Below are 23,333 nucleotides of genomic sequence, written 5' to 3'. Positions count from 1 at the left end.
GGTCGGTTCTGGTCCTCCTGTTCGGGAACCGAAAAGCCCTGACGGGTTGCAAGAACCCCGGGGGCTTTAAAAGCATGCATCTCCGCAGGGTTCGGGAGCCCCGTCAACCCATCGGGCACCGCGTCGCTGACCTGTTTGGGCGACCCATCCGCACCCGCACAGGTGCCGGATTGTTGGAACCCAACAGTCCACTGCGCTGTCACGTCCGGCCCGACCAGGGACAGACCCATCGACTCCGATTCGGCCACCGCACTTCCGTCCGGCGGCAGAGCCACCACGGCAGGGTCCGCACCCGCAGGAACACTCGCCGGTGGGGCGGCGCCATCGCACGGGGCCATCGGCGGAATCACCAAACACAGGGCCGTTGCAGCAGCTTCAAGCCCCTGGTCCTGGGCCGAGGGCCGATCGGGCCTCCGGACGTCCTGCGGCTCGACCTGCCCTTGGATCGCATCCCGGTCGGCGACCCGCGCCGGTCGCAAAGCCAGTCGGGGTGCCAAGAGATCCATGAAGGCGGCCGGTTCCACCGTGCTCTCCTCAACCGTGCCCGGCCCCGGCAGCATCGGTCGATCTGCCGGCACGGATTCGGCCCGAGAAAGTAACAGACATTTCATGGCGCCGGTTGGGCAACCCGTGCAGTGGTGTTGGTGGCCTCGGGGGGCAACAGCCGCCGCATCTTTTCCACGATCAACAACGCGCGGCGTGCCTCAGCGGGACCGGCCTTGCTCATCGCATCCAGCAACTGGCTCACGTCATCGTTCTTCATCAGGGCGAAGAGCCGCACCACATCGTCGTCGCGCATCTCCGCGATCAACGCCAGCTGACCGTCCAGCGACATGCCCGTCAGCAGCCTGGCCTGTCGCCGGAACTGTTCCACCTGCGATTCCTGCAAGCGGATCACATTGCGGTCGAATTCAGCCTGCAGCCGGGCCACCGTCTGGGTAATCACCGAAAGTTCCTGGCGCTCGGCCGCCAGACGCATCTCCAGCTCCCGCAGCTGCTCCCGCTGCAGCGCCAGCGCCTCCCGCTCGCGTTGCAGCTCGGCAATCCACTGGTTTAACTCGGGATTCCGAAACCGCCAGGAGGGCAGGTCGTCCGCCGGTCGCGGTTTTCGAACCCCCACGGCCACCGGCCCGGCCGTTGTGCCGAGATGGACCCGCGTGAGCAATGCAACCGTCACCGCCCAATACAACAGGCCGCCCACCAGGGCCGCCACCCAGGGAGCTTGCAATAGGCGCGTCATGGCTGTCGTGTCAAAGTTTGTGGACCGGACAGCGATCCCGACCCGGCCAAACCGGGACGGCGCCGGGCCAGCTCATCCAGTTCCTTTTGTTCCCATCGGAGCCACGCCAGTTGCCAGGCCTGCCACTGACGGGCCCGGTACCGATCCAGCGTTTCCCGTTGTTGACGGGCGCGCATCCATTGGTCCCGCGCCGCGTCGCACGCCCGGCAGGCCGCCTGCCAGACCTGGACCCGGTGATGCAAAATTTCCTCCAACTGCTGCAACCAGGCGCGTTCCTGCTGCCACGCAGCCGCACTCAGGCCGTCGGCCACGCGGGCCTGAAAGGCCTCCGTCGCCTCCGTCAGCCGCGCACGCGCCTGCCGCACCGCGGCCATCGCCGCCTCCACCGCACGCAGGGCCCCGGCAAACCTGCGCCGGGCCAGTTCCTCCTGCTGGCCGCGCAACACCCACAGGGCATGCAGACTGAACCGAAACCGTTTCATGAAGCAAACGGCAGCAGCCGATCAGACCCGCCCGACGCCGGCCGCCCGGGCCCCGCGCCCGGTACGGCCGCCGGAGCCCCCACCGACGCGGTCCCCGGAGCCGTTGGCCCGGGCACCGTGGCCAACACCTCGCGCAACAGCGACCAGCTCTGTTCCAGCGTGAACCCTTCGTCCACCGACTGACGCAGGAACCGCCGCAGCGGCTCGTGCAGCGCAATCGCACGGTCAATCACCGGATTCGTCCCCGCCGGATAGGCCCCGATCTGGATCAAGTCCTGGTTCCGGCGGTACGTGGCCATGAGATCGCGGGCGGCGGCCGTCAGTTCCAGTTGCTCCCGGCTGAGCAAATCGCGGTTGAGCCGGCTCACACTCTCCAGCACGTCAATGGCCGGATAATGGTTCTGCGTGGCCAGCTCCCGGCTCAACACCACGTGCCCGTCCAGAATCGAGCGCACCGCATCCGCAATCGGATCGTTCATGTCGTCGGCCTCGACCAGCACGGTGAACAGGCCGGTGATCGTGCCCTGTTCGCCGGCCCCGGCGCGCTCCAACAACTGCGGCAGCAACGAAAACACCGAGGGCGTGTACCCGCGGGTGGCCGGCGGTTCGCCCACCGCCAACCCGATCTCCCGCTGGGCCATGGCAAATCGCGTTACCGAATCCATCATCAGCAGCACGTTCATGCCGCGGTCCCGGAAATGCTCCGCAATCGCCATGGCCAGAAACGCCCCCTTCACCCGGTGCAACGCCGGTTCGTTCGACGTCGCCACCACCACCACCGACTTTCGCCGCCCCGCCTCGCCCAGATCGCGCTCCAGAAACTCCCGCACCTCGCGGCCCCGCTCGCCGATCAATGCAATCACGTTGACGTCCGCCTCGGCATGCGCTGCGATCATGCCCAACAGCGTGGACTTGCCCACGCCGCTGCCCGCAAAAATCCCCAGACGCTGGCCCCGGCCCAGGGGCACAAAGGTGTCCAGGGCCTTGATCCCGGTGCAAAAGGGCTGTCGGATCCGTTGACGCCGCAGCGGATGCGGCGGCGGCAGCTGCACCGGCACCAGTGCCTCGGCCTCCACGGGTCCCAGACCGTCCAGCGGCCGACCCAGGCCATCAATCACGCGCCCCTGCAGCGCCGGCCCGACCGGCACCCGCAAGGAGACCCCGGTGGCTACCACTTCGCACCCCGGATGAATGCCGTGAATCTCCCCCAGCGGCATCAACAGCAGGTGATGATCCCGAAAACCCACCACCTCCGCCAGGGTCTCCTCCCGCTGGCGTGGCGAAAGGATCCGACACACCTCGCCCACCGCGGCCAGCGGCCCTTCCGACTCGATCACCAATCCGATCAACTGCACCACGCGCCCGCTCGTCTCGGTCAGGCGCGCCTCCCGCACCCGCGCCAGGGCACGTTCCAGGGATCGGGGACGACAGTGCGTCGGGTTCATGTCAACAACGTTTGCCGGAGTTGTTCGAGCTTCGTCTCGCGCCGCGCGTCAATCAGACCGAACCGCGTCTGGACCACGCACCCGCCACGGCCGACCTCCTCCGAGGCCACAAACCGCAGGGGTGCCGACCCGGCCGACCCTTCCAGCAGGGAGGACCCGTGCTGCCGTAACAGGGCCAGATCCTCCGGATGCAGCCGGACCGTCACCTCGGCCGTGTCCCCGGCCTGACGCAGCGCCTCGCGCACCACCCGTTCCACCAGGGCCGCGTCAATGGGGACCTCGGCCACAATCCGCCGCGCCGCTTCCAGGGCCAGCGGGATCAGCATGGACTCGGCCTGCCGCAACACCTCCGGCACCGCCCGCCGCAACGCGTCCAAAACGCCGCGTTGCATCTCGGCCAGTTCGTTTCGTTGCCGGATGAGCTGCTCGCTCAGGGCCCGTTCCCCCTCGCGCCGGCCCTCCTCCCGGGCGCGGCGAAGTTCCCCCGCCCAGACCGCCGGCCAGTCCGGCCCCGGCGGCCGGCCGGTGATCAGCCGCACCCCGCGCAACGGACGATCCAAACGAATGGTCTCAGACCACGACATCTTCGGGCGTGTTCTCAACGTCCAGGTCGATCTCCCCCTCGGCCTCGAGCTTCCGCACCACATCGATGATGCGGAACTGGGCGGCCTCGATGTCCCGCAGCTTGACATGACCGAGGAAGGCCATTTCCTCGCGCACCGTCTCGGCCGCGCGCCGGGAGATGTTGGAGAGGATCAGTTGTTTGAGCGGTTCGCTGGCCTTCTTGAGCGCCAACACCAGATCCCGCATCTCGATTTCGCGCAGGATCCGCTGGATGGCCTGGTTGTCCAGCCGGCGCAGATCCTCGAAGGTGAACATTTTCTTCCGGATGGCCATGCACAGGTCGGGATTGCGCTCCTCCAGGCTGGCCAACAGGCTGCGGCTGACCTCCTTGTCCATGGCGTTGAGGATGTCCGCCGCCGTGGTCACGCCGCCGGTCTGGGTGAGGGCCCGCGTCTGTTTGACGCCCAGCTTGGCGTTGATCACCTCGGCCACCTTCTCGGTCACCTCGACCGGCGTGGGGGCCAGCATCGCCAACCGTTCAATGACCTGGTCGCGCTGCTCGGGCCGGAGCAGATTCACCACCTGCGCCGCCTTTTCCGGGGGCAGATGACTGATGACAAAGGCAATCGTCTGCGGATGCTCGTCCCGGATGAGGTTGGCCACGTTCCGCGGGTCCATCTCCGTCAGATCCTGCATGGCCGCCGGCACCGGCCGGCTCGGCGCAATGCGGCCAAGAATGTCGCTGGCCTTGAACGACCCCAGCGCCTTCTCCAACGTCGCCCGCGCGGTCTCCACCCCGGCGGTCACGGCCGTGGCCGCCGTCAGAATCACCGGCGTCAGCTCCCGCAAAATCGCTTCCTGCTGTTCGCGGGTGATGAGCGTGAACCGCACCATCTCCCGCGTGATCGCCTCCACCTCGCGCGGCGGGAACTGCCGGAGAATCGCCGCGGCATTGTCCGGCCCCATCATCACCAACAGGGCCGCCAGCTTCTGCAGCCGGGTCATCCCCTCGCTCTGGGTGGCGTTTGCTGCGGGCGCCGATGTTGCAGCGGGGTCAGGCATGACACTTCACTCCTGCGGCCGGCCCTTGTTCATCCAATCGCGCAGGGCCTGGCCAAGGTTGACGGGATTCTCGCGCGCCAACCGGTTCAATACTTCCAGCGTCACCAGGTCCGGCGTTTCCTCGCCGGCCCCGGAACCCGCACCGGAGACGGGCAGCGGCTCACGACGGGGACGGCCGTTGCCGTGGCCGTTACCGTGGCCGTTGCCGTGGGCCAGCAACTGACCCACCGGCACCCCCAGCGGAATGTCGGGAGCGGACGACGACCTCTGCAACATGCGCCACAACAACACCACCGCCGCCACCGCCAGAAGCGGATAGCCCAGCTGCCGCGCCAGTGAAGTCCAAAACTCCCACCTCTGCTGCCGTTCCAGTTCCCGGACCAGTTCGCGACCGATCGGGTCCTCAAAGGGCAGCTCCTCCACGGTGAGGCTGTCGCCGCGCGTGTTCTCCGGGCCCAGTTGAATGCCGAGCGCCCCCGCAACCAGCCGCCGGATTTTCTCGAGTTCCTCGGGCGAACGCGGCACCACCTTCCGTTCCGCCCCCGTACCCTCCACGCGCGCCGCCACGGTGACGGCCGCCGAAAGCCGTTTGATCCCGCCGGCCAGTTGCGTCAGGCTGCTCACCGTCCGGCCCAACTCGTATTCCACCGTGGTGGTGGTCTTTCGGTTGCGTGTGTTGGTGACGGGGGTGGCGGCCGCCGTGGTGGCGTTGGTTTCGGTGGCGGTGTTGGCACTCACACCCACGGGCATCACCGGCGAACTGGTCACGGTGTCGTTGTTTTCCTCGTTCTTGGTCTGGGTGCGAATGACCTGGGTCTCCGGATCGTACCGTTCCTCGGTCCGGGTCAGCGTGTCGAAATTGATGTCCGCGGCAACCCGGACCACGGCCTGTCCGGGACCCAGCACCTTGTCCAGGATGTCCTGCGCCTTCCTGGCCAGGTACTGTTCCAGCTCACGGCGGGCCGCCAGTTGCGTGGCCGTCAGACCGGGCATGGAATTGTCCTCGCTGTTGGCGGACAGGACGTTCCCGAAGTTGTCCACCACCGTAACCCGGTTGGGTTTCAACCCCTCCACCGCATTGGCCACCAGAAACTGAATGGATTGCACCGCTTGCGGAGCCAGCGGACCGCTGCCGCGCAGCCGCACAAACACCGACGCCGTCGGTTGTTTGTCCCGGTCCAACAGGAGCCGGTTCTCGGGCAGCACCACCATCACCCGCGCCGATTCCACCTCGTCCAATTGACTGATCGTGCGCGCCAGCTCACCCTGCAACGCCCGCAGGTAATTGGCCCGCTGCACAAAATCCGAAATCCCAAAGTTCGGCTTGTCGAAGATCTCGAATCCCACGCCGTCCCCGCGCGGAATGCCGCGCCCGGCCAGTTGCATCCGCACCGCGTGCACCTGGTCGGCCGGCACGTAGATCGCCCCGCCACCCGCGCCGATCCGATAGGGCACCTTGGCCTCGTCCAGCGCGCTGATGACCCGGGCCGCCTCCGCATCCGACAGCCGCCCGTACAACAGCGCGTAGGGGGTGCGGGCCGACCACAACGCCACACCCAGCAGACCGCCCACAACCAGGACCCCGGCCGCAACCAACGTCAGCCGCTGCGGCCATTGCAGTTCCTTCCAGACCCCGGCCAGTTGCGAGGCGACTCGAGTCAGGGAAAGGTTCATGCGACGATTCTCCCCCGGAGCTCAGCACCGGCTCCGTTCAAATCTGAAGGCGCATCAGCTCCTGGTAGGCCTCCAACAGCTTGTTGCGCACCTCCACCATCAGCTGAAAGCTCACGCTGGCCTCTTCCATGGCAATGATCGCCTGATGCAGCGGCACCGGCTGCCCCTGCTGCAGCGCCTGGACGGTTTGCGACGCCACCTGCTGCTGGTGGTTCACCTCGGCCACAAACTGCCGCAGCAGCTGCCCAAACGGATCGCCCGCCGGGGCTGAGGGACCCGTCGGAGCCGTGCCGGGCAAACCCGCCGGCGCGCCCACGCCCGGGCCGGTCAACGGCGGCAGCCCGGGTGGACCATCCACCTGTCTCACGGGCCAGTCGGCAGTCGGGCGCGTTACGCCGATGGAGGTCAACGGTGACATGGGATCGCATTCGGAACCGCCTGCCTACCAGGGTTCAACGTTTCCCGATGGCCAGCGTTTGCATGGCCATGGCCCGGGCATTTTTCACCACCGCAAGATTGGCCTCATACGCCCGCGAGGCCGCGATCAAATCCGCCATTTCCTCGTGCACGTTAATGTTGGGCATCGCCACCATCCCGTTGGCATCCGCGTCCGGATGCCCGGGCCGATACACCAGAAGGAGCGGTCGGGGATCGGTCTGAATGCGCGCCACCCGGACCGCCGCGGGGGCCTCACCCGGTCCGGCACGCCCCACGGCGTTCTGCAGGACCGTCTCAAACACCACCACCCGGCGCCGATACGGTCCGCCGTCCGGGCCCCGCGTGGTCTGCGCGTTGGCAATGTTCTCGGCAATCACGTCCAGCCGGGTGCGCTCGGCCGTCAACGCCGATGCCGTCGTGCGAATGCCGCTCAGGATCTCGACCATGGGATCAAACGGGACGTCCGGTAATGGCCAGCTTGAGTCGCAACAAGCGGCCGGTGATCAATTGCGTCTGGAAGGCATGAACCAGTGCGTTCTGGTTCAGTTCCAACAGCTCCTGCTCCAGATTCACCGTGTTCCCGTCGCGTCCGTTCGGCAGGGCCGTGGGATCGGGTGCCAGCGCGGGCTGCAGCTGTTTCAGCCGCGCCGTGTTGCCGGAGGCAATCGCCCGACGCAACTCCTCCTCAAACGAACGGGCCAGGTCCACCCGCTGATATCCCGGGGTCTCCAGGTTCGCCAGATTGGCCGCGATGGCCTCATGCCGCAGCGCCACCGCATCCAGCATCCGTTTCGCGGCCAGGTAATTCGTCTGATTGAAGAGTGCGTCAATCATGGCACCCAAAAACCCGACTGCCCTGCGGAGCAAAGCGGATGCCAGACCCGTCCCGCACCCCGAAAACCCGGTTTTCGCATCCCTCCAACCCCTCTGCGCCGGCAAATGTTACCCCCCAAGCCCGGCTCAACCGGGCAATCCTTGTCAGCCACCCACCGCAGCCGGCACCCCCACGACACCAACGATGGCCCCATTCAGCCACCGGTACCCGGATCGTCCCCGGGCCCAATGGCCCCGGGCAAGTTCGCCACCTTCGAAGTCTCTTCCGATTTGCCCCGTCAACCGCTTTACCCCAACCTCAATCCCCGTGGCTCTGGCGGACAAAATCATTCCATGGGAAAAGCTGCCGCAATGGCGCCGCGCCCAGAGCGAAGCCGGCCGGCGCGTCGTGGTCACCAACGGGTGTTTCGACATCCTTCACGCGGGCCACGTGACCTATCTCGAAGCCGCCCGGGCGCTGGGTGACGTACTGTTGGTGGGTTTGAACAGCGACACCAGCGTGCGCAGGCTCAAGGGCCCGACCCGCCCCATCAACCCGGAAACGGACCGCGCCCTCGTGCTGGCCGCCCTGGAATCCGTGTCCGCCGTGTGCGTGTTCCAGGAACCGGACGCCACACGGTTCCTTTCGGTCGCCCGCCCGGACGTTTACGTGAAAGGCGGCGATTACACCCTGGAAACCCTCAACCAGGAGGAACGGCGCGTGGTCGAGGCCGCGGGCGGGCGGATCGTCCTGTTGCCCCTGCTGCCCGGCCGATCCACCACCAACCTGTTGCAAAAGCTGCAAGGCGGGGGCGGATCCATCAGTTCAGTGAGACCTGCGTCGGACCGGGCCGGTCCACCTCACCCCGCTGACAGCCCGCCTTAGACCTTGTCCGGTTCGGGATGGACCCAGGGCGCTCGATAGGGACGCCGCAGCAGCCGGTTGGCCTCCTCGTCCCCCACCACCTGCCAGCGCGCAGGGTCCCAGGTTAGCGTTCGGCCCAGTTGCATGGCAATGTTGCCCAGGATACAGCAGGCGCTGGAAATGGCCCCCTCTTCAATGTCCGCCACGGGCCGGCTCCGGTTGTCCACCGCCTCCAGGAAGTTCTTCCAGTGCCGGCGCAGCGCCGGGGCCACGTGCCGTTCCAGGTCACGCTCGGTTTTGTCCTCCGGATACTGCTCCAGCTCGTACGTTACATCTACATGCACCGGCTGACCCCCGTCCTGCGGAATGAAATCATAGCCCATCACGCTGGCCTTCAACGTGCCACGGTCGCCGTAAAACGTGGCCGCCCATGGATACTGCGGATCCGGCGCCCGACCGTACGTTCGATGCGTCCACACCACCACCAGGTCGCCATAATCAAAGGTGACCGTCTGCGTGTCGGTGATGTTGGCCTTGCTCTGCTTGTCCACCAGAATCCCCCCGCTGGAACTGATGCGTTTCGGCCAGCCCAGATCCAACATCCACCGCACCATGTCCAACATGTGGATGCACATGTCCCCCACGATCCCGTTCCCATATTCCATGAAGTTCCGCCATCCCCGCGGATGAATCAGCCGGTTGAACGGACGCATCGGAGCCGGCCCGGTCCAGAGGTCCCAGTCCAACGATTCCGGCGGGGGCGTGTCCGGCGGGTTTTCACGCGTCCGCATGTGGTAATAGCAGCAAATCTCCACCAGCCCGATCCGGCCCAGCCGCCCCTCGCGAATGAACCGGTCCCGGGCCTCAACCAGATGCGGCGTGCTCCGCCGCTGCGTGTTGACCTGCACCACCCGACCGTACTTCCGCGCAGCCGCCACCATGGACTGGCACTCCACCACGTCCACGCCCACGGGCTTCTCCACCCACACGTCCGCCCCGGCCCGACACGCCTCAATCATCGGCAACGCATGCCAGTGGTCCGGCGTCGAAACCATCACAATGTCCAGGTCACGCTCCCGCAGCATCTCCCGAAAATCCTTGTAAAGACGGGGGCGCTTCTTCGAAGCCTGACGCTCGGCCACCATGTCGGCCGCCTCGTTCAACATGCGACTGTCCGCGTCGCACAACGAAACCACCTCCACCGGTTCCACCTGCAACAGACGGAACAACGCAGACTTGCCGTACCAGCCGGTCCCAACCAGACCCACGCGACGGGGCTTCTGCACGGCAAACGTGGTGGGCACATACCGAACAGCTGTCGCCGCTGCCAGGGCCGCGGCGCCGAATTTGAGGAATTGGCGGCGGTTCATGCCCACCTATTGACCCAAACCCTGCACACTTGGCAAGTGCAACCGGCTGCCCCCGGCAACGGTCCCTGTGGACACCCCTGGAGCGCGCGGAGCACCGCACAGGTCCCGACCACCTCACTAGCAACCCCGCAGACCAATTGCACACTTGGGAGTTGCGTCCTCGCCCGCAACCTCCTAAGGATCGGGTCCGCTATGCGCGGGGTTGCACCCCAAACCCTCCGACAACCTGCCGGGGCCGCACGAAGCCGGTGTGCACAGGCAGGGACCGTCCCGGTTCACCTTCAAGCCTCCGGTGACATGGCAGGGCGTCAACTCCCGGGCCCGAATCAACTCCATGCACCGCACTGCAGGCCCGTACACCCGGGCCTGACCCGTTAGACTTTGGTCCTCAACCAACCTCAGGGCGTTCGGAGCCGGCCGGCTCCGGGCGCCCTTGAACTTTCCTCTCAAACCCACCCGACCGCCCCGCGGGCCAACAAACCGGACCGGATCAGCTTTCGTCCCTTTGCGCCGGTTCTCCGCCGCCATTCCCTTTCCTCCGCCGCGCCACTGCGCATCAACGCCGCCCCGCCGTCTCACGTTCCAACTCCGCTTTCAGCCGGAGCGCAGCCGGATGGTTCGGATCCCGCGCCAACACCAGCTCAATCTCCTCGCGGGCACGTTTTAAATCGCCCTGCTGCAGCCACGCGGCGGCCAGCTGCAGCCGCGCCCGGTCCAGGGCAGGATCCAATCGAATCGCTTCCTGCAACTGGTCCAACCCTTCCTGCCATGACCCCAGCCGCATCAGAAGCTCGCCCAACCGCATCCGGGCCTGTGCGGAACGCGGGTTCAACCGAACGGCGTCCCGCAACTCCGGTAACGCCTCATGCACTCGGTCCAGCTGCACCAGCACCGCCCCCAGAAACAGGGCCGCCTGCGGATGGGTCGGATCCAGATCCCGCGCGCGACGCAGCGTCTCTCGGGCCGCTTCCCATTCCCCACGCGCCGCCCACACGCTCCCCAGTTCCACCTGCACGTCGGCCACCTCGGGTTGCAGCCGCGCTGCGGTTTGCAGCGCCTCCAGCGCCTCGTCCAGCCGCCGCATCTCCTTCAGCAACGTCCCCGCGCAGTAGTACCCGAAGTAATGATGCGGCAGCAGCGAACAAACCTGTCGCCACTGCCCCAGCGCGGCCTCGCGATCGCCCGTGGCCTCCAGGAACTCCGCAAAGTTCTCGTGCAGGACCGGGTCGGCCGGCCGTCGCTCCAGCGCCCATTCATATACCGCGCGGGCCGCCTCCGGCGCGGTGGCCCGGATCCGGGCGTCCAGAACGTCCAGCCACCGGCGCAAATGTGCCACCTGGTCCTCATGCTCCCATTGCTGCACAAACGGCGGCTGTTGCAGCCGCTGGACCATTTCGGCCACCACCGAACGCCGGTTCCAGTCGGTCAGCCCCAGATGCTCCTCGCACACGGCCTGGCTCGCCCAGTCGGCCCGTGCCCCGGCGCGAATCGGCTCCGGCAAAAGCCGCTCCACATGCTCCGCCCAGAACCGGGCCAACCGATAGTTCCCGTCGAAGTTCAAATGCACATGCTCGTAAAAGAATTCCCGGCCGGGCACACCCCCGGGCGCTCCCTCCGCAAAATGCCGGGCCGCATCACACAGCACCACCCCGTCACCCTGCCGCGCTGCCACCGACCGAATGATGGTGTTGAGCCGGCCATCCGTGCGGAACGGCAGCGCGTCCAGGTCACAGGCCCGCTGAAACTCCTCCCGGGCTTCCTCCACCCGACCCAGCGCCTGCAGCGCCCTGGCCAGGCGGTACCGTGCCTCCGCATGGCGCGGCGCCAGGGCCACCGCTTCCCGCGCCCAACGGACCGCTTCCTCCGGCCGATCCTCCGCCCGGGCCTCCTCACTGCGCCGAAACAGGTCATTCAACGAGTTCGTCGCCTCCCCACCCGCCACGACGGGGTCCACGGAGTAAAACGGGGCACAGTCCCTGAGATTCACAGCCACGGTGCTCAGCACCACCTTCGCACCGGCCCGCCGTGCCTCGGACAAAATCGCCTCCAGGTTGGCAGCAAAGCTCCGGTACACCCGCTCCCGACGGGGATCGTCAGGCGGCACAACATTGCGCAGAAACATGGCCATGCCCTCCCACGTCGGTGGGACCTGCCCCCGCCCCACGCGTTCCTCCCACACCGACCGGAGACATTGCACCAGTCGCAGCCGCTGCAGTGTCAGTCCCACCCGCACCCATTCCCAGGGGGGTGCCTTCGGGCCAAATACCGTGGCGGCGCCAAACGGACCCACCATCTCATTGTTGCCCATGTAGACCACCCAGATGTCCCCGCCCATTCGCACCAAATCCCCAGCAATCTCACGAATCGCATGCGAGTTGATGGCCGTCATGCTGGTGTTGACGACCTCGAATCGTACCGAGGGGTAACGCTCCTCCAGCAGCACTTGAAGGTAGCGCCCCGCACCATACCTGGGACGCGGATCGCCCAACGCCGCCGACTCGCCCAAGACAAAAATCCGGACCGTGCCCTCCGGCTTGGGCACCGTCACCCGCAACGCTTGAGGCGCGCGTACCAACCGACGGGGAAAAAACCTCCGCCCAAACGACGCATTCTCCACCCGCACCAACCGGTCCCCGCCCGGGTCCGGAACAAAAAAACGCACGTCATACCCGGCACCCACCCCACGCAGTAAAAGCTCGCACACCACCAACACCAGAAAAGGCAGCGCCGCCGCCCACAACCGAAACACCCAGCGGCGCACCCCCGTGGCCCCGCGTGCACCGAACCGTCCCGGGTCCGCCGGCTTCCGCCCCTGCGACGTTCCACACCCGTTGGCAACCTGCCGCTGCGACCGCCGTCGTGCCACAACCGCACCTTATGCCGCATCCCCCGCTCAAACAAACTCAAATCCCGGGCCATTCCGGAACCGCCAGGTGGATCGTCCCTCGTCGCACGGGCCCCGACAGGCTCACCTGCGGCTGCCCTGTCCGGCGCCTGCCCGGCCGACACCATCCCCGGTCTCCGTACCCTTCCCCCGCCCGGCTCCGCTGAGACGTTCCCGCACCACCCAGCCATGACCAACAATTGATGTTGACAGTCCGGCGGAAAATCGTAGAGATTTGAGCGGAAACCTTAACAGGTCCTGAATCAACCGACATGAAAGTGCCTCTTCCGACCACGAGTCGCCTCGTCAAGGCGCCGGCCGTATCCGGGTTCAAAGCCTTGCTGCGGGGGTTTACCCTGATCGAACTGCTGGTTGTCATCGCCATCATCGCCATCCTGGCCGGGATGCTCTTGCCCGCGCTCACCAAGGCCAAGGCCAAAACCCAGGGCATCTACTGCATGAACAACACCAAGCAGTTGATGCTGGCTTGGCAAATGTACGCCACCGACAACAACGACCGCCTGGTCATGAGTTTCCACGGTGGAGAGGCCCAAGGTGGAGCCGCTGCCAACAACCCGCGCTACGCGCCCTGGGTGGTGGGGTGGCTCGACTGGACAACCAGTCCTGACAACACCAACATCCTCTTCCTGATCGACGAGCGTTATTCCAAGCTGGCCAAGTATATCGGGAACAAACCCGAGATCTTCCACTGCCCGGCCGATCAATTCGCCAGCCCTGCACAGCGGGCGCGCGGGTGGCCGTACCGCGTTCGCAGCATCTCCGGCAACATTGGTGTCGGCGATGGTAACGCGACGGCCCCCGGCAGTCCATGGGACCCGATCTATAACCACATCAAGAAGATGTCCGACTTCCTTTATCCCGGTCCCGCCGAAACGTGGGTCTACTGCGACGAGCACCCCGACAGCATCAATGACGCGGGATTCTTCAATCCTTACGCCGACCGATTTGTGGACCTTCCCGCCACCTATCACAACATGGCTGCAGGGTTTGCCTTCGCTGACGGCCATTCGGAAATCCACAAATGGCGCGGTGTCATGACGCGGTTCGCCGGCGTCCGATACACCAGCACGCTGAACATTCCCACGTCGCCCAACGACCCCGATCTGAGGTGGATGCGGTATCGTGCTGGCAGGCGGGTACCGAACTTCTAAGGCTTTTCCTGCCACACATACCACACCTCCTCCCGCAACCCTGCCGGCAGCCCCTCCCTGCCGGCAGGGTTCTGCTTTTTCACCATCCCGCCTCGCCGTTACAACGGCGCAGGCTGCTATCCAATCACCCAGTCTCCGGTTCTCCGACATCGCAGCCCGGTTAATTGGCAAGGGGTGGAACGACCAGCTACACCTTTCCATCCCCTGTCACCTCCGGTCCCCCACCCCTTCCGGTGCATTCAGACGCTCCGGCAAGCACCGTTCCCCAATCCCCAGCAAGACAACCCCACAAGGCCGGCTGGCTTGCGAATCCTGCTTCCCCTACGCTGAGCACCAACCATGCATCGCAGCCTGCTCTTCACAACCGTTATCTGCGTGGTTCTGACCGGAGAAACCCTGCGCGGTTCATCCGGTCCAGTCCCCGCCTCATCGCCGAGCCGATCCCAAACCGGCCGGGCCCCGCTTCAGGCCGGACTGGACCGGCAACTCCTCCAACCCCGTTTCCGTCATGCCCAATGGGGTGTCCGTGTGGTGGATCTCCGCACCGGCCGGATCCTCTGCCAACACGGAGCCGATCAACTCTTTACGCCCGCTTCACTGACCAAACTCTTCACCGCAGCACTCGCCCTCCACCAGTTGGGACCTGAACATCAACTCCAAACAACCCTCTACGCCGAGCGGGCTCCCCGCCCCGACGGCGTGCTCGAAGGACCTCTCATCCTCACAGGCCAGGGCGATCCCGGCTTCCGATGGGACGCGGACGCCCCGGAGCCGCTCCGGTCCTTCGACCCCTTGGTGCAAGTCGTCCAAAAGGCGGGCATTCGGGTCATCGAAGGGGGGCTCATCGCCGAGGAAACCTTTTTGGGCGGCTCCAAATACGGTCCCGGTTGGTCCTGGGAAGACCTGCGCCATCCCTACGGCGCCCCCCTCTCCGACCTGAACGCCAACGAGAACCGCGTCCGATTGGAAGTCGCCCCGGCAGACGAAATTGGTCAACCGTGTCGGGTGCGACTCATTCCGCCCACGGATGGGCTCTGGCTGACCAACCTCACCACCACGGTTGCCCCCGGCCAGAACGGCCGGATCCAATGGACGCGCCCACCCGGCCGGCCCGACCTCCGGATCACAGGCAGCCTGCTGCACGGAGCCACGACGTGGACTGCCGAAGTCGCAGTCGAAGACCCTGCCACACTTTTCCTCGAGCTTTTCCGGAGGGCGCTGGAACACCAGGGCATCCAGGTCCGGGGTCCCAACCACGTCCAGGTTGTAGGCCCCGGACCGATCGCCGACCGACCTTCGGCCCGTGCGATCCCACTCGGCACTGTCGCATCGGCGCCGGTCCGGGAATTGGTCCGGATCACGCTAAAACAATCGCACAATCTCACCGCATCCGTCTTGTGGGCCGCCGCCCTGCGCCCCAACCCAACAGCCCCCACCCAATCCGGCTCAACCCCCGACACCGTCTTGGACCGGTTCTTTCAATCCATGGGCATCGCCACGACCGAGATCTACCTCGAAGAGGGATCCGGCCTTTCACGCAACAATCTCGTCACCCCGGGAGCCGTGGTTCGTCTCCTGCAAAGCGTGCACCAACACCGGGAGTTTCAGGTATTTCAAGCCGCCCTGCCCGTCGCGGGCGTGGACGGCACCCTGGCCCATCGCATGCGCGGGACTGCAGCCGAAGGGATTGTACGGGCCAAAACCGGTACACTCCGTTGGGCCCACGGCCTGGCCGGTTACATCTTCCCGGAACAGGGTCGGCCCCTGGCCTTCTGCCTCATCCTGAACCGGTACCGACCCAATCCTGCCGATCCATCCCCGCAGGCCGAGTTGGACCGTCTGGCAGCCTGGCTGGCTGATGAAGCCGGTCGCATGTCCACGCCTTGATCACGGCAGTTACAGCCCGGCCCGCGTTCAAGCCCCCAAAGCCCCCGGCGAACGGCCCACAGAAGTGGCGTGCGCCGGCTCCGGAAACAGCATCGGACGCTGCCTTGACGCTGCCATGGGGCGCAAAAACCGCCCCACGCCACAGAACAAACCCTTTGCGCGCCCCCCGCACGCTGTACGCTGACCTCCAGTGAGCCGCACACACCCACACCACCACGCCGTCCTGGCATTTGCCAGAGGCCCCAACCTTGGGCCGGGCACCCGTCCCCTTGCCAAACCTGCCGCCACCGAAGTTTCTGCTTTGACGCCCGGCCCATTCGGGAGGCAACGTCACATCCATGCGCAAGCGGACTCGGCTGGTTCTGGCGTTTCTGTTGAGTGCCGTGTTGCCCTTCAAACTCCCGGCCGGCGCAACCGCGGTTCCTCACGGATTACAGTGGTCCATTTCCCAATGGCCCGAGGTCGTCTCGCAGGGTGAGTCGTTCCACTTCGGCCTTGTGGTGTTCAACCCCACGGACTCAGCCCTGCCCTGCACATTCCCCGCCGTGCTCACCGGAACGCTGCGGGCGGGCGACCAGCAATGGTCCGTCACCGCCGAACCCGCAGACGAGAGTCCGCGCAGCACCATCACAATCGCCCCCGGCACGTTCCACTCCCGCCAATACCGGGTGCATGTCCCGCTCGGAGTTCGTGGCGAAGCGCTTTGCCGCTGGGAGCAGGGCCACCTCCCCACCCTGGTACTGCGGATCGAAAAGCCCGCACGCGCCCCGGACACCAGCCCTTCCGGCTGGCCGCGCTGGCTAAGAGAAGGGGATCCGGAAAGCGTCGGTACATCCCTGGAACCGGGCCGCTTTTTCAAGGAGCATTTCTTCGCCTACGAACCGTTTTACTTCATCGCTGGCACCGAATCGCCCAACGCAAAATTCCAGATCAGCTTCAAATACCGCGTCCTCAACGAGGAAGGTCCATTGGCCGCACGCATGCCCTGGCTCCGGGGTCTCCATCTGGCCTACACCCAGACCTCCCTGTGGGACTGGAACAGCGAGTCCAAGCCCTTCTTCGACAGTAGCTACAAGCCCGAACTGCTGTGGAGCTGGGAAAACCTCATGCCAAACCGACCCTCGTCGGAGTGGGTCCGGTTTGACCTCCAGGGCGGTTTCCAACACGAGTCCAACGGCAAAAGCGGCACCGACTCACGCAGCCTCAACATCGCGTATCTTCGCCCCACCATCGTCTTCGGCCCGCCGGACGCACTCCAGCTGAAACTCCAACCGCGCGTCTGGACTTACGTCGGTGGCCTGGAGGAAAACCCGCATCTACCCGATTACCGCGGCTACGCGGACCTCCGCGTCGTCCTCGGTTGGCCCCGCGGTCTCCAGCTGTCCGCCTGGGGCCGGCTCGGCGACGACGCCAACCGTGGCAGCCTCCAGCTCGACCTCACCTATCCCATGATGCGACTGCTCAGCGGCAGTTTCAGCCTCTACCTCCACGCCCAGTACTTCATCGGCTACGGCGAAAGCCTGCTGGATTACCAGGGCCGGAGCGAAATGTTCCGCGTGGGCGTGTCCCTGTACCGTTGAGGCCGGCCCCGGCCACTCTCCTCATCCGGCAGGCCAAAGCCCGGCCCAAAGCCACAAGCCGCGGAAGTGTGGAGTCCTTTTCCCAGCACGGCCCGGCAGACCAAGATGCACGGCACCTTGACCAACGGTCTACTTGGACTAACCTATCGCCCGCATGAGTGCCGTCACTCGATGGATTGCATGCATCGTGCTGGCCCTTTCGCTGGGCCTGCACTGGGCCGTGCTGCAATCCGTCGCTTGGACCGGCATGATCGTGCGGTATTCCCAAACCGACACCCTGTTCTCAGCCATCCAAAAAACCTTCGACGGCAAACACCCCTGCTCCCTCTGCCGGTTCATCAACGAAGCACGCAACCAACGGGATAACCGTTGCGAGGACAAGCTCCCCACCTTCCCCAACAAACTGGATCCCGCACCTCTCACGGACCCAACATGGTCCTGCAGCGCTCCCGAAGTGGCACCCCTCGTCCTGAAATCGAGCCCTTTCCCTCTCCCTTTAACACGAGAACCCCTCACGCCACCGCCCAGAGCCCTTCAACGGGCGATGTCGCGGGGCTTGGTTGACCAGGTCTGAGCCCGTCCGGCCGCGGCAACACAACCGCGCCGCACGGTTCACCTCGCAAAAGGCGACCCCTCACAGGGCATCCGCGCCAGCAAAAGGGCGAGGACCCTTAAAGGTGTCCCACGCGGACAGGGACATTCCCCCTGGCAAGTCGCCTCCATTCAAGAGGCACAATACGGGTCAATCCAGGCTCGCGGCTCGCTCCCTCCACAACACTCATCCCCAAAAACGACTGCCAAGGTCACCGGGGTCGGCAGCTCAAGGGGCTGGCCCGCCGCACCCGGTCGGCCAAGGCATCCAAATCCCGAGAAACTTGAGACCAAACCATAAGCCCCCAAAAGCAGGACAAACCGAACATGAAACGAAACACGTCAAACATCTCCCAACAGTGGAAGCACGCCTTCCAGCGTATGAAACTGGTTGCCAAAATCGCTTCAATCCTCACCAGCCGGCCGGCCTGCACTGTCGCCTTGGTCGCGGCATGGTGCGTTGGACCGATCACCGCACTCCGGGCCGGGGTCCTCTCCACCGTCCCCATGCAGGGCGGCATGGTCATGCCCATGATCGCCTACCACGCAGATCACGGACACCTGCATGTCACCATGCCATCGGAAATCCCGCAGCTGACCCCGCTCTTGGTGAGTCATCCGGGCGACAGTTTCGATCCGGCAGATCCATGGTTCGACGATCTGGACCCGAGCCGGCGCGGGCTCTCCTTTAGCCGCCGCTACGGTTTCGTCATGGACACCATGACCGATCCGCTCCCGGACGGCACCATCATCCACATCCGCAAAATCTCCGGACCGCCGGAGCTCGGGTTTTACCGCTATTCCGGATCGACCCCCAAACTCTGGGAGCCCATCTTTGGCACCGCAGGATCACCCGATTGGCTGGCGTGGAACGGCATGATGTTTCACCCGGCCGTCACCGCACCCCCGGGGACCAACGGGTACGAAGCCACCTTCGAAGCCTACCTCGCCAACGCCACCACCGGTGAAATCCTGCCCGGCACTTCCACAGGCCCCTTCATCCTGCGCTGGACCAACGTACCCGACGGACGGCCCTCGCTGGACATCCGGAGGGTCATCCAAATCTCCTGGTCCGCTTCATCCCAGGGTTGGACGCTGGAACAAACCGACGACCTCGGCTCACCCTCCTGGCAACCCGTGGAGGTCGAACCCTTGGTCTGGAACGGGCAATGGACCGTGCTGATCGAACCGCAGTCGCAACACAAGTTCTATCGGCTCCGACCCATCCAGCCGGCCCAATAAGCCCCTGCCAGCCATGATCCACAGCCCCTGCGCGCGTGTGTCGCGGCGATCCCATCCCCACCCGGGATTCACCCTGCTGGAGTTGCTGGTGGTCCTCGGAATCGTGGGATTGCTGGCGGCACTCTTTTTGCCGGCACTGGCCCGTGCCCGCGCACGCGCGCAGGGGATCCTCTGCATCGGTCAGCTCCACCAAATCGGCCTGGCCATTCAAATGTACGCCGAGGATCACAACAACGAGTGGCCCCGCAGCCAGCACTCCGCCTTATCCCATCGCCAGAGCCCATGGGCCAAAGCCATCGCACCCTACCTCGGCACGACCGCAGAGTCCTGGACCAATCTCTTCGCCACCGTCTACCACTGTCCCGCCGATCTCCGGTCGCACATCTGGAGCTACGGACTCAACGTCTACTTCGAACTGGGCCCCGACGACGACTACCGCGGCAGACCACAAACCTGGAGACGCACCACCCAAATCCGCCGCCCCACCCAAACCATCCTCATGGCCGAAAACGCCTCCGACGCCGACCACATCATGCCCAATTTCTGGGACCGTCCGGAAGACGTGACCGACGTCGCCCGTCGCCGGCACGCAACCCGGTCCAACTACCTTTTTGCAGACGGACACGCCGAACCCCGCACCTTCGAATCCACCTACAACCCCGCCCGCAACGTGGACCTCTGGCACCCCGAACCCTGACCGCTCACTGCCCGGCCCGAACGCCCGCCCCCGACCGCCGCACCCCGGCCCCGATCCCGCCCATACACCAACCCCACGCCAGTCCCCCTTGTGAGAACCAGCTCCGGCTCCTACAGTACTTCCGTTCATGAAACGGATCGCACGATCCACGCCCCAAACGCACCCCGGCCCATCCCCGCGCCGTCAACACCCGCGCGGCCGGCTCACGGCTGCATGCCTTCTCCTGGGCTCCCTCGCACAAGGCCCTGCGGTCCATGAGCTCTACCCCGACTACCTCTGGCGCAGTTGGGACACCGACCACGGCCTGCCCAGCCCCCGCATCAACGCCCTTGCTCTGGCCCCGGACGGCTTCCTCTGGCTCGCCACCGCAGCCGGCCTGGTGCGTTTCGACGGCCTCGACTTCACCACCTACAACGCCTCCAACACACCCGCCCTTGGAGACAACCGCGTGCTCTCATTGCACCGCGACCGATCCAACCGACTCTGGGCCGGAACCGCCGACGGCCGCCTCTTGCAATGGCAAAACGGACAGTGGACACGCCTCAGCCTCCACGGCGAACGCGCCACCCAGGGCCGCAGCATCCTCGCCATCGCCGACGAACCGGACGGCACACTCTGGCTGGCCACCGACGGTGCCGGCCTGCTCCGGGTGGACCCGACGGGCAAAACCGAAACCTTCGGACCCGCCCAGGGCGTGCCTTCCCTCACCGTCAACCAGGTCCTCCGCGATCTCTCCAATCGAGTATGGGCCGTCGCCAGAGGCCGACTCTGCCTCAAAACGGACCAAAACTGGATGGAGCTCCACCTGCCGGGCGCCTCAGACGTACCGGTGCGGACCATCGCACCCGCACGAAATGGCGGCCTCTGGGTTGCCACATTGACTTCCCACCCCATGGGCTCGCGCGGCACGCACCTCTGGCTTTACCAGAACGGGGCCTGGTCCGAACCCCTCGCCCCGTATCCATGGCCGCAGGAATCCACCCGATCCCGGGCCCAAGCCATCTGGGAGGACGCCGCCGGACGGGTCTGGTGTGCCACCGCCGGCGGCGGCGTGTTCGTCTATGAGCCCGATCAAGGTTGGGCGGAAGTCTCGGCCGACCTCCCGCCCGCCCAGCTCCAGGTCCTATGCCTCCTCGAAGACGAACAGGGCACCATCTGGATCGGCACCCGCACCCTGGGTCTCCTGCAGGTTCGACCCCGCCCCGTCACCGCCCTGCCCCTGCCCTCCCAGCACAGGCCCCACGTCTTCCTGTGCGCAGCCGCAGATGCCCGGGGACGCATCTGGGCCGGTACCGACGGGGCCGGCTTGTTTGAGTGGGATCAGCAGGGCTGGAAGGCCGTGAACATCGACGGGGGACCGGCCAGCCGCTACATCGCCGTCCTCCTGGCGGATCGCTCCGGGACACTCTGGATCGGCACCTTCGGCGGCCTTTACCGCCTCCAGGGCCAGCAATGCGAGCGCCCATCCCCTGACCCGGCCCTGGAACAAACCACCACCGCATTGTACGAGGACCGGATGGGCCGAATCTGGGCCGGCACCCGCAGCGGCCTGGTCTGCCTGGACAATCATGAAACCCGCGTGTACGCCACCGAGGCCGGATTGCCCCTCACACCCGCCCGTGCCATCACCGAAGACCCGGACGGCCGCCTCTGGGTGGCCTTCCCCGGCGAAGGCCTTTTCCGTCAGGAGGGCGAAACCTTTGAACCGGTCCAGGTCACCAACCCCGCCACCCTCCGCAACATCCGCGGCATGACCTTCGACGCCCGGGGCCGGCTCTGGTTCACCACCCTCGGCGACGGACTCGGATGCCTCATCGACGGCCACGTGCATTCCTGGACCTCCGCCAACGGCCTTCCCACCGATCATCTCCTGGCGTTGATCCCCTCGGGTGACCGCCTCTGGATCAGCAGCGAAAACGGTATCTTCGCCGTGCGCCCGGACGAACTCCTGGCCCGCAGCACCAACACCGCCACACGCATCCGCGTCTTTCGCCTGACGCCCCGGGACGGACTCCCCTTCAAGGTGTGCACCGGCATCGGCCAGCCCGGAGCCACAACCACCCCGGACGGCGCACTCCTCTTCCCCAACGGCGCCGCCCTGGTCCGCTTCCAACCCGAACTATTCCTCGAACAACCCAGGGTGCGCCCACCACGCGTCGTGGCCGTCCGCATCGACGGTCAACTCCACCCGTGGACCCCGGGAAACCCCGTGGAGGTAATCTCCGGCGCCGTCTCCTACGAGTTCCAGTACACTTCACCCCACCTGCTGGCCCCGGACCGAATCCGCTACCGCTACCAGCTCGAGGGACTGGACCGGCAACCCGTCGAGGCCGGACCGCGCCGCGTCGCCTTCTACAATCGCCTGCCCCCGGGACATTACACATTCCGCCTCTGGGCTGCCGGCCCCGACGAAACCTGGGTCGAAGCCGCCCTCCCACTGCCCCTCACCATCCATCCCCGGTGGTGGGAACGTCGCTCCATCCAAACCGCGGGCGTCCTGGCCCTCACCGCACTCATCAGCCTCACCGTCTGGCGCTGGGAACGCAACCGCTCCCGCCGTCGCATGGAACAACTCCGCTGGCAGCGCGCCATGGACCTCGAACGCCAGCGAATCGCCCGCGACATCCATGACGACCTCGGCAGCGGTCTCACCGAAATCATCCTCCTCAGCGACACCCTACGCGAAGAAACCTCCCATCAGCCCGCCTCCCACCGTTTGGCCGAGGAAATTGCCACCTGCGCACGCCGACTCACCCGGGCCATGGACGAGGTCGTCTGGGCCATCAACCCCAGACACGACACCCTCGAAAGCCTCCTCACCTACCTCAACCGCTTCGCCCAGGACCACCTCAACCGCGCCGGCATCCGGTGCCGATGGGACGTGCCCCTCGAAGTCCCGCCGGTCCCGCTCTCGGCCGAAACCCGACACCACCTCTACCTCGCCTGCAAGGAAGCCCTCAACAACGTGGTCAAACATTCCGGAGCCTCCGAGGTTTGGGTCCGACTCCAGCTCAACGGCGTCGCCTTCGAGCTCTCCATCGAGGACAACGGCCGTGGCTTCAACCCGGATCCAAACCCCACCGGCAACGGTCTCCGAAACATGCAACAACGACTCTCCGAAATCGGCGGCACCTGCAGCATCCAGAGCCGACCCGGCCAGGGCACCCGCGTCCACTTCTACATCACCGCATCCCGCCACGCCGCACACCCCAACCCCCACTGACACCAAGGCAACCTCCAGACCACAAACTCACCGCCCCGGCGCACGGCTCCACACCCACGCGGTTCTACTATCAAGCCCGCTCCCCCACCAGACTCGAACCCCCG

19 protein-coding genes are annotated in these 23,333 nt (G+C 65.8%); 8 read left to right on the top strand and 11 right to left on the bottom strand.

Annotated elements, in window-relative coordinates:
• Positions 1–607 precede the first annotated feature (607 nt).
• The 9 genes from G4L39_RS00535 to G4L39_RS00495 are packed head-to-tail and all read right to left on the bottom strand — an operon-like array spanning position 608 to position 7,739.
• Positions 608–1,240, bottom strand: a complete 633-nt coding sequence (locus G4L39_RS00535; RefSeq protein WP_165105108.1) for a magnesium transporter MgtE N-terminal domain-containing protein — start codon at positions 1,238–1,240, stop codon at positions 608–610.
• On the bottom strand, positions 1,237–1,722 hold the full coding sequence (fliJ, locus tag G4L39_RS00530) for a flagellar export protein FliJ (protein WP_165105107.1): 486 nt from the start codon (positions 1,720–1,722) through the stop codon (positions 1,237–1,239). The genes G4L39_RS00535 and fliJ overlap by 4 nt, the downstream gene beginning before the upstream one ends.
• On the bottom strand, positions 1,719–3,167 hold the full coding sequence (locus G4L39_RS00525) for a FliI/YscN family ATPase (RefSeq protein ID WP_165105106.1): 1,449 nt from the start codon (positions 3,165–3,167) through the stop codon (positions 1,719–1,721). Before G4L39_RS00525 ends, fliJ begins: the two co-directional genes overlap by 4 nt.
• Complete coding sequence (locus tag G4L39_RS00520; RefSeq protein WP_165105104.1) at positions 3,164–3,751, bottom strand: FliH/SctL family protein; 588 nt, start codon at positions 3,749–3,751, stop codon at positions 3,164–3,166. The genes G4L39_RS00525 and G4L39_RS00520 overlap by 4 nt, the downstream gene beginning before the upstream one ends.
• Positions 3,738–4,793: a flagellar motor switch protein FliG gene (gene fliG, locus G4L39_RS00515; protein ID WP_165105103.1), complete on the bottom strand. Its 1,056-nt coding sequence runs from the start codon at positions 4,791–4,793 to the stop codon at positions 3,738–3,740. The genes G4L39_RS00520 and fliG overlap by 14 nt, the downstream gene beginning before the upstream one ends.
• A gap of 6 nt (positions 4,794–4,799) precedes the next feature.
• Entirely contained in the window at positions 4,800–6,467 is a 1,668-nt protein-coding gene (gene fliF, locus G4L39_RS00510) for a flagellar basal-body MS-ring/collar protein FliF (protein ID WP_165105101.1), read from the bottom strand.
• A 37-nt stretch (positions 6,468–6,504) separates the two neighbouring features.
• A complete protein-coding gene (gene fliE / locus G4L39_RS00505) occupies positions 6,505–6,885 on the bottom strand; it encodes a flagellar hook-basal body complex protein FliE (RefSeq protein WP_165105100.1) in 381 nt (126 codons plus the stop codon).
• A 34-nt stretch (positions 6,886–6,919) separates the two neighbouring features.
• The gene (gene flgC, locus G4L39_RS00500; protein ID WP_165105099.1) at positions 6,920–7,351 is read right to left on the bottom strand and encodes a flagellar basal body rod protein FlgC; all 432 of its coding nucleotides are present in this window, start codon (positions 7,349–7,351) and stop codon (positions 6,920–6,922) included.
• Positions 7,352–7,355: 4 nt separating this feature from the next.
• Positions 7,356–7,739 carry a flagellar basal body rod protein FlgB gene (locus G4L39_RS00495; protein ID WP_165105097.1) on the bottom strand — a complete coding sequence of 128 codons (384 nt, stop codon included), beginning with the start codon at positions 7,737–7,739 and terminating at the stop codon, positions 7,356–7,358.
• Between the two features lie 307 nt (positions 7,740–8,046).
• Between G4L39_RS00495 and rfaE2 the strand changes: the two genes are divergently transcribed.
• Complete coding sequence (gene rfaE2 / locus G4L39_RS00490) at positions 8,047–8,604, top strand: D-glycero-beta-D-manno-heptose 1-phosphate adenylyltransferase (protein WP_425485729.1); 558 nt, start codon at positions 8,047–8,049, stop codon at positions 8,602–8,604.
• Here the strand turns inward: rfaE2 and G4L39_RS00485 are convergent.
• A complete protein-coding gene (locus G4L39_RS00485; protein ID WP_165105094.1) occupies positions 8,601–9,953 on the bottom strand; it encodes a Gfo/Idh/MocA family protein in 1,353 nt (450 codons plus the stop codon). The two genes, rfaE2 and G4L39_RS00485, sit on opposite strands and share 4 nt — an antisense overlap.
• Positions 9,954–10,509: 556 nt before the next feature.
• The gene (locus tag G4L39_RS00480; RefSeq protein WP_165105093.1) at positions 10,510–12,819 is read right to left on the bottom strand and encodes a tetratricopeptide repeat protein; all 2,310 of its coding nucleotides are present in this window, start codon (positions 12,817–12,819) and stop codon (positions 10,510–10,512) included.
• Between the two features lie 290 nt (positions 12,820–13,109).
• On the opposite strand from G4L39_RS00480, the gene G4L39_RS00475 reads away from it, so the two are divergent.
• The 7 genes from G4L39_RS00475 to G4L39_RS00440 all read left to right on the top strand — a co-directional run bounded on the left by G4L39_RS00475 (position 13,110) and on the right by G4L39_RS00440 (position 23,229).
• Positions 13,110–14,009 (top strand): type II secretion system protein, encoded by a 900-nt coding sequence (locus G4L39_RS00475; protein ID WP_165105091.1) that lies wholly within the window; start codon positions 13,110–13,112, stop codon positions 14,007–14,009.
• 339 nt (positions 14,010–14,348) lie between these two features.
• Complete coding sequence (gene dacB / locus G4L39_RS00470; RefSeq protein ID WP_165105090.1) at positions 14,349–15,896, top strand: D-alanyl-D-alanine carboxypeptidase/D-alanyl-D-alanine endopeptidase; 1,548 nt, start codon at positions 14,349–14,351, stop codon at positions 15,894–15,896.
• 338 nt (positions 15,897–16,234) lie between these two features.
• Positions 16,235–17,476 carry a phospholipase A gene (locus tag G4L39_RS00465; RefSeq protein WP_165105088.1) on the top strand — a complete coding sequence of 414 codons (1,242 nt, stop codon included), beginning with the start codon at positions 16,235–16,237 and terminating at the stop codon, positions 17,474–17,476.
• Between the two features lie 154 nt (positions 17,477–17,630).
• Complete coding sequence (locus tag G4L39_RS00460; protein ID WP_165105087.1) at positions 17,631–18,050, top strand: hypothetical protein; 420 nt, start codon at positions 17,631–17,633, stop codon at positions 18,048–18,050.
• Between the two features lie 344 nt (positions 18,051–18,394).
• Entirely contained in the window at positions 18,395–19,309 is a 915-nt protein-coding gene (locus G4L39_RS00455) for a hypothetical protein (protein WP_165105086.1), read from the top strand.
• Between the two features lie 37 nt (positions 19,310–19,346).
• Positions 19,347–20,006, top strand: coding sequence for a prepilin-type N-terminal cleavage/methylation domain-containing protein (locus tag G4L39_RS00445; protein ID WP_343203287.1), 660 nt, complete (start codon positions 19,347–19,349; stop codon positions 20,004–20,006).
• Positions 20,007–20,133: 127 nt separating this feature from the next.
• Positions 20,134–23,229: a sensor histidine kinase gene (locus tag G4L39_RS00440; RefSeq protein ID WP_165105084.1), complete on the top strand. Its 3,096-nt coding sequence runs from the start codon at positions 20,134–20,136 to the stop codon at positions 23,227–23,229.
• The last annotated feature ends 104 nt before the right edge of the window (positions 23,230–23,333 follow it).

It is taken from the genome of Limisphaera ngatamarikiensis (assembly GCF_011044775.1).
Classification (GTDB): Bacteria; Verrucomicrobiota; Verrucomicrobiia; order Limisphaerales; family Limisphaeraceae; genus Limisphaera; species Limisphaera ngatamarikiensis.
Note: the sequence above shows the minus strand (reverse complement) of the source record. Positions and strands in the feature narration are given on the sequence as shown.